The organism is Acidianus ambivalens, from assembly GCF_009729015.1.
Taxonomy (GTDB): Archaea; Thermoproteota; Thermoprotei_A; order Sulfolobales; family Sulfolobaceae; genus Acidianus; species Acidianus ambivalens.
The window spans coordinates 605,864-618,101 of record NZ_CP045482.1; the positions used below are offsets into that span (position 1 = coordinate 605,864).

General features: G+C 34.8%; 10 protein-coding genes and 1 CRISPR repeat array. Of the genes, 1 reads left to right on the top strand and 9 read right to left on the bottom strand.

Going from position 1 to position 12,238, the window contains the following annotated elements; translation table 11 throughout:
• Window positions 1-139: 139 nt before the first annotated feature.
• The 5 genes from D1866_RS13315 to cas6 form a co-directional block, all read right to left on the bottom strand.
• Window positions 140-298 (bottom strand): hypothetical protein, encoded by a 159-nt coding sequence (locus tag D1866_RS13315; protein ID WP_231136394.1) that lies wholly within the window; start codon window positions 296-298, stop codon window positions 140-142.
• Window positions 299-321: 23 nt separating this feature from the next.
• Window positions 322-456, bottom strand: a complete 135-nt coding sequence (locus D1866_RS13615) for a hypothetical protein (protein ID WP_269199643.1) — start codon at window positions 454-456, stop codon at window positions 322-324.
• Window positions 457-643: 187 nt separating this feature from the next.
• On the bottom strand, window positions 644-973 hold the full coding sequence (locus tag D1866_RS13320; protein WP_231136395.1) for an aquaporin: 330 nt from the start codon (window positions 971-973) through the stop codon (window positions 644-646).
• 399 nt (window positions 974-1,372) lie between these two features.
• Window positions 1,373-2,665, bottom strand: coding sequence for an APC family permease (locus D1866_RS03690; protein WP_152942790.1), 1,293 nt, complete (start codon window positions 2,663-2,665; stop codon window positions 1,373-1,375).
• A 636-nt stretch (window positions 2,666-3,301) separates the two neighbouring features.
• On the bottom strand, window positions 3,302-4,060 hold the full coding sequence (gene cas6, locus D1866_RS03695; RefSeq protein ID WP_152942788.1) for a CRISPR system precrRNA processing endoribonuclease RAMP protein Cas6: 759 nt from the start codon (window positions 4,058-4,060) through the stop codon (window positions 3,302-3,304).
• An 822-nt stretch (window positions 4,061-4,882) separates the two neighbouring features.
• A CRISPR array of direct repeats spans window positions 4,883-8,352; the repeat unit is 24 nt; unit sequence GTTGAAATAAGGAAGAACTGAAAG.
• Between the two features lie 79 nt (window positions 8,353-8,431).
• On the opposite strand from cas6, the gene D1866_RS13325 reads away from it, so the two are divergent.
• Window positions 8,432-8,635: a hypothetical protein gene (locus D1866_RS13325; protein ID WP_231136396.1), complete on the top strand. Its 204-nt coding sequence runs from the start codon at window positions 8,432-8,434 to the stop codon at window positions 8,633-8,635.
• 317 nt (window positions 8,636-8,952) lie between these two features.
• On the opposite strand, the gene D1866_RS03705 is transcribed toward D1866_RS13325, so the two are convergent.
• The 4 genes from D1866_RS03705 to D1866_RS03720 form a co-directional block, all read right to left on the bottom strand.
• The gene (locus tag D1866_RS03705; RefSeq protein WP_152942786.1) at window positions 8,953-9,174 is read right to left on the bottom strand and encodes a hypothetical protein; all 222 of its coding nucleotides are present in this window, start codon (window positions 9,172-9,174) and stop codon (window positions 8,953-8,955) included.
• Between the two features lie 41 nt (window positions 9,175-9,215).
• Window positions 9,216-9,389: a hypothetical protein gene (locus D1866_RS03710; protein ID WP_152942784.1), complete on the bottom strand. Its 174-nt coding sequence runs from the start codon at window positions 9,387-9,389 to the stop codon at window positions 9,216-9,218.
• A 252-nt stretch (window positions 9,390-9,641) separates the two neighbouring features.
• Entirely contained in the window at window positions 9,642-11,060 is a 1,419-nt protein-coding gene (locus tag D1866_RS03715; protein WP_152942781.1) for an ABC transporter permease subunit, read from the bottom strand.
• Window positions 11,061-11,960, bottom strand: a complete 900-nt coding sequence (locus D1866_RS03720; protein ID WP_152942778.1) for an ABC transporter ATP-binding protein — start codon at window positions 11,958-11,960, stop codon at window positions 11,061-11,063. It abuts the gene before it with no gap.
• Window positions 11,961-12,238: the final 278 nt, after the last annotated feature.

Sequence of the window (12,238 nt, forward strand, 5' to 3'; positions counted from 1 at the left end):
AACCAAAAACCCATAATAGCCTAAATTGCTGAAATGTAAGTTAACATTGAATAATTCTATCAATATCCTTTATTATTTGTATTTCTTACTTAGAAATTTAAAAAAGGAATATATTATTAATTAGCTAGTAATTTAAAGATTACTTTATATTTTTTACAAACTTGATATATGGCTTTAATGCGTGATCCCAGAATAATGCACCACCTATGAAGTCCGGAATTCCGTAAACGTAAAAATACTCTCCTCTAAAGTTAAACGCTCCAGTTTTATATCCAAAAAAGCAAGCATCGGTTCCCAACTTCTTGCCTCATTTATCATTCCTCAAGTTAGTGGATCTTCAATAAGTAAGAAAGGCATTACATATCCTACACCTATTGCCCAAGGGGCAAACGACCTATTATAAAAGGGAGAATCTGGATCAGTAACTGCTAATATAATAAGGAATATGAAGGTCATCAATGCCTCGGCAAGAGCACCCTCCCATAATGGGAAAACTTGATTTATCTGCGAATATAATGTACCAGCATTGTTAATATTGGGTATACAACTTTTTGGCCAATATTGTGGCCAAAAGCCTGGCTCCGGATACTGAGTAAAGAAAGCCGACGCTATGTTAGCACATAAGAAAGGTGGCGGATCTATCTTAGTTATAACGCCACCACAGCAGGAGAACTCCAGCTGCAGTAGCTGCTCCCAAGGTCTGGAATATAATATAAGGAATTACATCAACCCACTTAATACGTTTTGTAACTGCGAAAGCCAATGTTACATTAGGATTTATATGGGCTCCACTAATAGGACCTACAGCGTAAATTGCTAATACTATTCTGAACCCCCAACTTATCATAATAAATCCGAAATTTGGTTGACCCGTAAGCGTAAAAGCGACTATCGCACTGTCGCCAAATAATATGAAAGTGCCAACAAATTCTGCGAAGTATCTCCATAATGACGATTTTAAGAGCGTGTACACACATCTCACCTCAAGTTATATTATTTACTTATTATATTTTTAATTGTAAAAATTATCTTATTTATTAATAACTTAGCTTTACATACTTTTCTTAAAAACAAACTATTATATTGAAGCAATAACTTACAAATATAAAAAAGAAAGAATATCATACCTCCATAACCTATCTGCGGGCGAAAAGGATTTGTGGATCGTATTATATATTATATATATATATAAATTTAAATTTTAATGCTAGATTGTAAAGTTAGGTTTATAAAGAAAAATATAGCTTGCATATTTTTCATTTATTAGATATTGTAGTACCGATATAATTACTAAATAAAGATAAGCTTAAAGCTTGCACGCTTTACGTTTAATAGAGAGGAGGATATACATTAACGTTCATACTAACCTATTCTATCTTTTCCTCTCTTCCCTAATATCCTTTGCTACGTAAGACGCAAAGATTATGATTATCATTATTCCCATATTTATCTCTAGGGCTTCCCTTGGAAAGCCTAAAAGCAAAGAGAGGAGTAAAACTACTGTTAACGCTACTGAATAAGGATAAAACGGAGTCTTATAACTTCCGACAACGCCTTTCCTCCTATAATGTACTAAAGCTAAGGCGGAGACCACGAAAGAGAATAGTAAACCAAAATTGCTTATTGATGCTATTACAAATATGTTACCGCTGAAGAGAGTTACTACTGCAATTGCTGAGGAAATTATTACGGTATTTATTGGCACATCCCTTTCCTCGTCGTATTTCTTAAGGAAAGAAGGTAAGCCTAAGTCTAAGCTCATTTGGTAAAGCGTCCTACCTGAGGCCAATATCATTGCTAATGTAGCTGAAGTAGTTGCGATTAATCCTCCTGCGTCAATTACGTAAATTACCCAGCTCGGAGCTTTTGCGTAACTTAAAGCGAACTCAAGTGGATCTGCAACTATCTTAAACTCTGAGGCGGGCACTAGGATTATCATTGATAAAACTACTAACACGTAAAATACCATACTCACTACCACGCTTATCATTACCGCCCTTGCGGCGGCCCTTGGGCCACCCCTAACCTTGTCAGCAAAGGTCGTAATTACTTGAAAGCCGGTGTAGGCAAAAAATATTGCAACACTTGCTGAGAAGAAGTTTGTCACTGTAGATTGCTGAGGAGTAGAGTAAAAATGATAAGGGGTAAAATGAGGTAAAGCAATTATTATGGCAAAAGCAATAAAAAATGACAGCACAGAAAGCTTTAGCAATACTAGAATCAAGTCAGCCTCTGCTGCCTTTTGTATTCCTAACAAATTTACGGCAGTTAGGACTCCTATTAGAAGGATAGCAAAGGGTATTACTAAGTGCATACCTACAAGGGAAGATAAATACGAGCCGAATCCTTCTGCTATTGCGGAAATTGAGGTTGAGTAACTGAAGTAAACCATTACGCCAGCTAACATTCCGAGTTCATGGCCAAAAGCCTCAAATGCGTAAGAGTAAGTCGAACCTTTAACGTGAGGCAAGATTGTCGCTAATTCTCCTAAAATTAGTGCAGTTAGAACACTTAGAACTCCTATGAAGATAAACGCCAGGAGGGAATAAGAACCTGCTAGTGCTATCGATGTTCCAGAAAGGACAAATATTCCTGCGCCTATAATTGCGCCTAAGCCTATTGCAGTAGCTTCAGCAAGGCTTACCTCTTTTTCTCCCCTTTTCATAGGAATCACTTAACGAAGAAGGAAAAATATAATTATTGGGGTAAAAGTTTAAATCCTCTTTTTAAGAGGGTAGGGGCTGAATCTTTCCACAATCGATTCTCATTTGGTGGACAGCCTGGGTAGAGCCCAGAAGGGATCTTTCATAACTAAGCTCTATTCCCTTAAATGATGACGTTGATTGCCCTTCCCTCAGTCTCCTTGGGGCGTCGCTAGCATCACTCTAAGAAAAATTTAACTATCATTCTCCTCAGCTTTCTTTATCGACTCCTCCATAATGAATTATTTAGCCAAGGCAAAAATATGCTTAACTATAAAGCTGAAATCCTTATAAATACTACTGTTATCATCGGATTATGTGTTCTTTTAATTATTGTTGAATAATAATTCAGTAGCTCTATGGTTAAGTCATTCTATGAATGTATACGAACCAAACGTTGGTTATCCTAAAAATGATTCAGTACTGTCAGGTTTGACGTTAAGTGCCTCGAGTTATCATTTCTATGATGGATTTGACAAATATTAAGCTCCACTCTCACTCTGGTATTTCCTTTTATTAAAATAGTCTTGAAATCATTTCTTTTTATAAGCTAATACATCTTCTCATCTTCTCCCTTTTCAACTAATCATTCAAACCCTTTAACAAAGCTCAACGTGGCCGAAACCGCTTGCCCTAGAAGAACCAACTCCTAGAGTAAGTGCAGTCTCAACTAATTTCCTAGTCTCCTCGTCATTCCTCAACAGCTTATATTCAACTTTACCTATCATTACCGGCTCCTTCCTAGTGTCGTAGGGAATCCAAATAGTCTTTATCCTACTCTTCCAAGTTTCAGTAATCCTACCTTCAATGTCCGCAATCTCCTGAGGAGTCACACTATTTTTATTCTTCAAAAGGGCGTAAGGAATCCAAAAGACTGCAGAAGGAGAGGGGAGGAATTTCCTATAATCCCTATTAATAATGAAAGGATTTGAAAGTAAAGTTGGAGAAAAGCATAGTTTTATCCTGTCGCCTATCTTAAATTCATTCTTCTCAAAGTTCTCCAGAGTAAACTCTAGAATTGCTCCCTCAACTTTTATTCTAGTCCTAACTCCAATATCGTTTTTAATCTTCTCCTCAAACCCTTTTGACAGCTCGTCGGGAATTCCTATCTTTATTTTATATTCGCCGTCAAGAGAAACCTCCCTCAAAACTCCCCTCTCATAAAAAGGGTAAATTACATCCTTGTTTATTGGAGGAGAGACGTGTATTGGCTTAAAAAATCCCTTTGCTGGTTTAAATAAAATCTCCAGCTCAGGGAACTCGGTTAAAAGGACTATCTTACTTATTTTTCCAGTAAAATTATTGTATTTTCCTCTTTCGTATTTCATCTTTACGGTGAGGGTATAACTAGAGAACATTAAATATTGATAGAAAGGGGGAATAATAAATGTTAAAGATTAGGTTTGTTTAGTACTCACCCATGAGCAATGTGAGGGGTTCGATGAGGCTCCCCAGATTAGGTTTGTTTAATACTCACAGAGTTCCTCACCGACTCCTAGTAGTTTTTATTTACCTTCCCGTTAATCTTCACTATGTCGAATGATAGTTTCTTATTTTCTTCAGTTTAATTCTCTTTCTTTGTAGCTACATCACTATGATAAATTTAGAATTAAGTAAATGATATTTGGAAAAAGGTAATATTATGAAAAAGTACACATAACTAGAAATTTTTTCATGTAGATTAGTGAGGGGATGAATTTCTCTATCTACTTCTAGTCATTTTCCTAGATTTCTTTCATTCGATTGTTCGTGAAGAGCAGGGGAATTAGGAATTATGTCTTATTTAACAATAAATGTAGATTATTCCAATTCACCTTCTTTTGACTTTTCTTTCTTTCAATTTTCTCTTCTTTTTCTTCTCTAGTATTTCTCTATCTACTTTGTCAATTTATCCCCTTTCAATTTTCTCTAAAAACAGGGGAGTTAGGAATTATTTCTATTGTGGGAGATTTTTTCGTGTAGATTTTTAGGTAGAGTTTTTGACGTCTTTTTTCGGGGTATAAATACTCTTTATAAACTTTTGTGTTGAAAAGTTACTTTCAAAATAACGTGAAATAAACTTTTTCTACATTGCCTTCCCTAGTTTTTGATGAAAAGTAAGGTTTATTATAAAGGAGTAAATAAGATAATCTACACAACCCCCTAAAAGCACGTGAAAAAATCGTGAAAAGTGACGAACGGTTGAAATAAGGAAGAACTGAAAGCAGGAAGCGAAGAAAAAGAGTTTAGAAGTTCTATGTTGAAATAAGGAAGAACTGAAAGAAGCCCAAGTCCGAGAAATCAATGCTCAACCACGTTGAAATAAGGAAGAACTGAAAGTGAATACAATTATCCTACCACAAACGAATATCAAGTTGAAATAAGGAAGAACTGAAAGCTATTCAAAGTTCTTCTAAGTTTGCCCTTTAATAGTTGAAATAAGGAAGAACTGAAAGGTAAAAACTCCCCAGTTAACTGATAGAAATTACTGTTGAAATAAGGAAGAACTGAAAGACATTTTCCTCTTCTCTGCAGCACTTCTCATATTGTTGAAATAAGGAAGAACTGAAAGAATACGCTTCTTGTCCACATCAAAGGAGAGTATGGTTGAAATAAGGAAGAACTGAAAGTCAACTCAATTGGAGATGAACTGTTATCCAGGCTGTTGAAATAAGGAAGAACTGAAAGTGCCTCTTTGCATATTCTCTTATTTGATCAAATTGGTTGAAATAAGGAAGAACTGAAAGCTCTTTAAAGCTTCTCTTTGCTTAACTTCAGAAAGTTGAAATAAGGAAGAACTGAAAGCCTTCCAAAAAATATCACCTTTACTTCATTAGGAGTTGAAATAAGGAAGAACTGAAAGTCCTTGTACTGTACTTCAAACGGTGTCGATAGTAGTTGAAATAAGGAAGAACTGAAAGCAAAATTGAGAAGGATGATGAATAAAAAATTATGAGTTGAAATAAGGAAGAACTGAAAGCTGTTTACGCCAGTGTGTTAAACGACTTGATAGTGGTTGAAATAAGGAAGAACTGAAAGATATGTTACCGCTCTTGTTTGCGTGGATTCTGTCGTTGAAATAAGGAAGAACTGAAAGTTTCGGAAACGGAAACAGTGTCTTCTACAGGTTGAAATAAGGAAGAACTGAAAGATTTAGCCCCTCTGAAGGCGGGCTATAACAGTGGGTTGAAATAAGGAAGAACTGAAAGCAGTGATCATCCAAACGAGGGGGTTGTACCTAAAAGTTGAAATAAGGAAGAACTGAAAGTTATGTCGTCTATTAGTATTTTTCTTAAGATTTTTGTTGAAATAAGGAAGAACTGAAAGTGACAAATACTAAGATAATTCCTACATGTCTATTGTTGAAATAAGGAAGAACTGAAAGCTTAACTCCCGCCTCAATATATGTCGTGTTTTTAGTTGAAATAAGGAAGAACTGAAAGTTATTCTCTGCACCACCGTTAGAGTCGTAGTTGTTGAAATAAGGAAGAACTGAAAGTTCAAACTCATTACATCGCTCTTCCTCGCGTAAGCTTGTTGAAATAAGGAAGAACTGAAAGTTGGGTAAACGCCCTACTGTGACTTACGAATATCCGTTGAAATAAGGAAGAACTGAAAGGAATTCGATACCATGCTTATCTTCTTCCTTCTCACGTTGAAATAAGGAAGAACTGAAAGTTTATATCACCTCACTGTTGACTGATTAATTTGTGTTGAAATAAGGAAGAACTGAAAGAATAATAAGGAGAATGAATAGGGGCTTCAACAGTAGTTGAAATAAGGAAGAACTGAAAGCAGCGATTCTCTTTACCAAATCGATAACACGTGGGTGTTGAAATAAGGAAGAACTGAAAGTTCTCTTATGCAAATTTGTCACCAAGCACTTTCGGTTGAAATAAGGAAGAACTGAAAGTCAAACCAGACTCCTACGGCATAATAGCCTGGTAGTTGAAATAAGGAAGAACTGAAAGAGATATGTACATAACGAGAAGATATAAACATATTTCGTTGAAATAAGGAAGAACTGAAAGGTTTGTAAATGGGCGTTATAATTGTAACGTTTGCAGTTGAAATAAGGAAGAACTGAAAGATTTCTTTTACCTCTACCTCCATCTTTTTCCCCAGTTGAAATAAGGAAGAACTGAAAGAAAGGAGCTTATACAGCAAAAGAGCGTGGAATTCTGTTGAAATAAGGAAGAACTGAAAGTACTTTTTGAAAATACCAATCCATGAGGTATATCCGTTGAAATAAGGAAGAACTGAAAGATTTGTGTTTTTTGAGACTTATTTTCGACTTTCATTTGTTGAAATAAGGAAGAACTGAAAGGAGACAAGAATTATGCCGAGAAGATGCTAAAGCTGTTGAAATAAGGAAGAACTGAAAGCCAAAATACTTCCGCAAATTCGTCGCGTCAAAAAGTTGAAATAAGGAAGAACTGAAAGCATCTACCACAATTAAGTAATCTCCAATAATCATATGTTGAAATAAGGAAGAACTGAAAGTTTTTCTGTCTACAACGCTACAATTACTTTCTCATCAGTTGAAATAAGGAAGAACTGAAAGTTGATAGTTTATAAGCAGTAGCTAGACCTTGTTGAAATAAGGAAGAACTGAAAGACTTACTTCTCAAAATTCCCTGGAGTATATTATCCGTTGAAATAAGGAAGAACTGAAAGAAATCATTCCACCACATGTGCACATACCCCCAATTGTTGAAATAAGGAAGAACTGAAAGTCACTTTTTGGTGAAAAAGCCTTTTTTCTTTGAAGTTGAAATAAGGAAGAACTGAAAGCAGAAATGGTAGCACTTGGTGTAACAAATCCGTGTTGAAATAAGGAAGAACTGAAAGGGTGGTAGAGAAAACTACAACTTCAGGGAAAAAGTTGAAATAAGGAAGAACTGAAAGTCAAATATTACTTTTTCTATTTCTCTTGATGGGGGGTTGAAATAAGGAAGAACTGAAAGACTAGATAAAAGATTTGTGGAGATGTTTAAGATATGTTGAAATAAGGAAGAACTGAAAGTGAAATCATAGTATTTATTGGGGATAAAAAATGGGTTGAAATAAGGAAGAACTGAAAGTCGTTTTTATAGTGCATTAGAAGGGATTTTGTCATACGTTGAAATAAGGAAGAACTGAAAGCCGTCTTCTTCCCTTTATAGTTCGGTTACGAGTAGTTGAAATAAGGAAGAACTGAAAGTAAGCTGGAATTGGGGTTAGCATTCCTACTATTTTGTTGAAATAAGGAAGAACTGAAAGATTTACTGAAAGCTAGTGCAGGTGCAGGCTATGAGCGTTGAAATAAGGAAGAACTGAAAGTCTTAATCTTGTTCTTTCTCTCTAGATTCAAAACTGTTGAAATAAGGAAGAACTGAAAGACCCAACATCTCCACTACCAGGCGGTTCTCCACGTTGAAATAAGGAAGAACTGAAAGTTAATCATTTGGTCAAAGGCTTGGATGGTTTTTTGTTGAAATAAGGAAGAACTGAAAGGCATCATGCGAAAGGGGGAATTCTGCAAGGTTCTAGTTGAAATAAGGAAGAACTGAAAGTTGCTATACACGCCTCATCCACTCCACTGTTTAAGTTGAAATAAGGAAGAACTGAAAGTTTTTCCTCTCGTGGGGTTACGCTCACTCCTAAAGTTGAAATAAGGAAGAACTGAAAGACGATTTATACTCAGATTAGTAACATAGTTATTACACTGTTAGATCTACATCAAAATAATTTTCTAATATATTGCTTATATGACAATGGATATGGCAATGATTTTCATGGCCTATGCACTCTATCATTATTGGTCTAATAATATCAACCTCTTCATCAGGAAAAAAAATGTTACTACAAGAAAGTTGCAGTTATTTTCTCTTTTTGAGGAATTTAAGGACGTTAAACCTAGTGAAGAAGGTTTCTCAATAAAATCCGTAAGAGAAGATCGTGAGAGTAATTGACTCATCTTCCTTAGTATTTAAGAGAAAGGGTTGGAAAAGTGACTGAAATGAAGGAGTTCAATCAAGGAAGTTGTTAAAGTCCTTTGAAGTTTAATACTCAAGAATATCAACAAGCCGTAAAGGAAGGCAGATGTAAACTTTAGGAGAATCAGCCTCAATTCTTTCAGAAAAACTAAGTGAATGGATTTTAGAAGGTCGGGATAATCCATGTATGGGGATTTTACGAATGGATACTTTCGCGTTACATTTAAAAAGAATGTTAGAGTAGGCAGAAAAAATAATCTAAGACTACTAGCTGGGAAAAGGTTAGACACTAATTATTGGAATCCCATGCTGTGCAACTTTGCTATTAATTCGTCTCCTTTGCTTGTTTTGTTAAACCTAAGTACTTCCACGCCGTTAACTAGGAATACTACGTCTTGTACTACGTGTTGTCCTGCAACTCTATTTGAATAATATTGCAGGTTCACTGTACTTACAACTAACCCTGGAGTTGATAAGTCAACTTGTTTCCATACTTTGCCGAATTTTATGTGCATTGCCCTTTTGTTAGTTACTACGTATTCGTTAGCCTTCCTAGTTAGGATGTAAGTTGTTGCGCTACTGCTATTATTAGTATACCAACCATTGCAAAAATCACTGTGAGGAGAAGTAATGCACCTATTATGCTTGTTCCTATTAACGCATTCCTTCTATAGGAGGAAAGGGAGTAGTCCTTCCAAATTACGTATTCTCCTTGTTGTAGTTTCTCCATGATTTAAAATAATGAAGGAAAATATTTACTCTTTATTTTCATTTATTGTAAAAGGTCTTTTTCTATACCACCTGCACTTTGTTTTCTTAAGATATGGAAAGAAGGAGGATCTTTATGCTATTACTAAGAAAATGTAACAGTTAATGATTTTCAGTCATTACGGAAAACGCTATTTATAAATGATGGAGACTAATAGGAAAATTTATTAGTAGAATTAATAAAAATTTATAATAATTATAAAATATTCCTTTTCTACATATCCCTCTTTTTTATTATAACGTAGCTTATTATTGATGGTATAATTATCCAAAGTATTGTAGATATTATTTCCAATTCCACGTTAACTCTTACTTTACGTTCTGTTACCAATTCGCTAATATAACATAGTATTGACCCTGGAACTAGATAATTTGTTATTTCGTTATAAGTATTGGTTATTATTCCTATAATAGGTATTACAATTCGTATGATTATGTAAGTGAAAAACCCTAGGCCTAAAACTGTTCCGCCAGATTTTATGATGGTAGAGTACATGTAAGTTATTGCTAGATAAGATAAGAGTGAAGATAAAGGAATTAGTGAAATGAGTAGAATTAAGTGCATAGGTAAGTATAATCCTATTTTAATGGAGAATATAATTGCGGTAGTTGGAATTAATAGAAAAGATGAGACTGTAGTAATTAATACATTCGCAAAGAATCTAGAGATAAAGATTTTGCACTTTGTTATTGGTCTGACTAAGATAAATTCTAGCTCTCCAGTACTTCTTAATCTGGCAAAACTTGTGTAAGCTAAATAAATTATTACAAATGGGAAAAATAGCATAAAGAAACAGAATAATGGTAAAATGTTAGGCGTAATTTCGGAATAAATTATCGTATATTTTGAGTATGGAAGGCTGAAGTTAAGCTCTCTTTGCAAAGCGTTATAATGCGTATAACTGGAAACTATTATACTGTTAGTCATTGGAGGTATATTTACTGTAATATAAATTGGGGTCAATGCTCTTAGTGAGAGGTTTAGGCTTTTTAGAGGGGTTACTATTCTATGGTTTTGTATATGGCAAGAATGAACAAATTCCAATGTTATGTTAGAATTATCATGCGGAAATATTACTAGATTATTATTACACATTATTACTATTTCAGCATTATATAAATAGCAGGGACCAAAATTACTGAAAAGCGATATATCAAAAAATTCCAATGTCTGGTTAACTAATGGTCCAATATCTTCTTGTTGTTGTTGATTATATGAAAATATTATTCCAATTGGAGATATTATAGAGGAAATATCCTCGCTCCTCTCTAAACCGTTATATTTTACCAACAAATAAAGATTAGGTGCATATTTAACTGTAACGTTAAAAAATCCGTTAGTTAAAGTCTCTGTTGAAGCTATAACCTTGCCCGAAGACAAGATGCAAATGGTGGCTGAAGGAATAGGTTTACCTTGATTGTTAAATACAATACCGCAAATACTAACTTTATAATTAGGAGAAACATAAACGTAGCCCATAACATTAAGGTTCTCATAATTTGAAGGAACCAATTGAGATACTTGAATTATTTGGTAAGCCATTGCAACCCCGCTTACTATAAAGATAATTAGAATTGAAATTGAAAAAACTCTAAGTAAGGTCTTTTTAAAATCGTAAAAGGAAGGCCTCATCTATAACTCACCGTTTATTATCTTAAAGAATACGTCCTCCAAACTGTTCTTCAACCTACTTACCTCCAGTACCTCGTAATGGGATAACTTTGAAGATAATTCGCTCAGCTCTCCGTTAAAATCGTGTATAATCAACGTGTTGCCGTTAAGCTCTGGCTTTCCGAAAGATTTAGCAATACTTAGTACATTGTCGTCAGCTTTGCCTAAAATTATCTTCAAATCGTTTGATTTAACAATCTTCCTTATTTCATTCATTTCCATTATCCTCAAGATTTTACCTTGGTGAATGAAGATCACCTTATCAGCTATTGACTCAACTTCGCTTAAAATGTGCGAAGAAAAGAGCACAGACTTTCCTTCTTTCTTAAGCTTTAACGCCATATCCCTAAAGAACTGTATTCCTTCAGGGTCAAGACCGTTGAGTACTTCGTCAAAGAGAAAATTCTTTGGGTCAGAAATTAATGAAACTGCTAATAAAAACCTCCTCTTCATCCCTTGAGAATAATTGCGCAGTTTATCCTTTTCCCTCCCTGCAAGGCCTACTTCCTCAAATAGCCTCTTTCCTAGGCTTAATGCATCACTTTTTGATATTCCATAATAACCTGCAATAAAAACGAAGTAATCTAAAGCTTTGGCATTAGGGTCAAAAAGAGGCAATTCTGGAACCCAACCAACGTGTGTTGAAGCTTTTTCTTTCTCCTTTACTATGCTTATGCCGTCAATAAGTACGTCTCCTGAGTTTGGCGTCAGTACGCCGGCTAAGATTCTGATAGTTGTGGTCTTACCTGCGCCGTTAAGCCCTACAAAGCCCGCAATTTCTCCATCTTTAACGTCGAAAGATACGTTATCTAAAACTTTTCTACTGCCGAATCTCTTGCTTATTCTCTCTACGGTAATCATAAGAGCTATGAGGAACAAGGAATTAAAATACTTTTTCCAAAGTTTGCTTTCTATTTAGTAAATAGTTAATCATATCAAATAAAAGAAGAAAAATTGATAATACATGAGAACAGTAAAAAATTGTTAAAAGCCATTTCTATCTCTTACAAGTCCACATACTTATACATAACTTTACCTACTATAGAATGAACTTTAGCGAAAACGTACTAAGCTTGACTACTTTCTCAATCGGTTATATAATACCTTTTCTAAGATTACAAGAGATGGAAAAAGTTGAG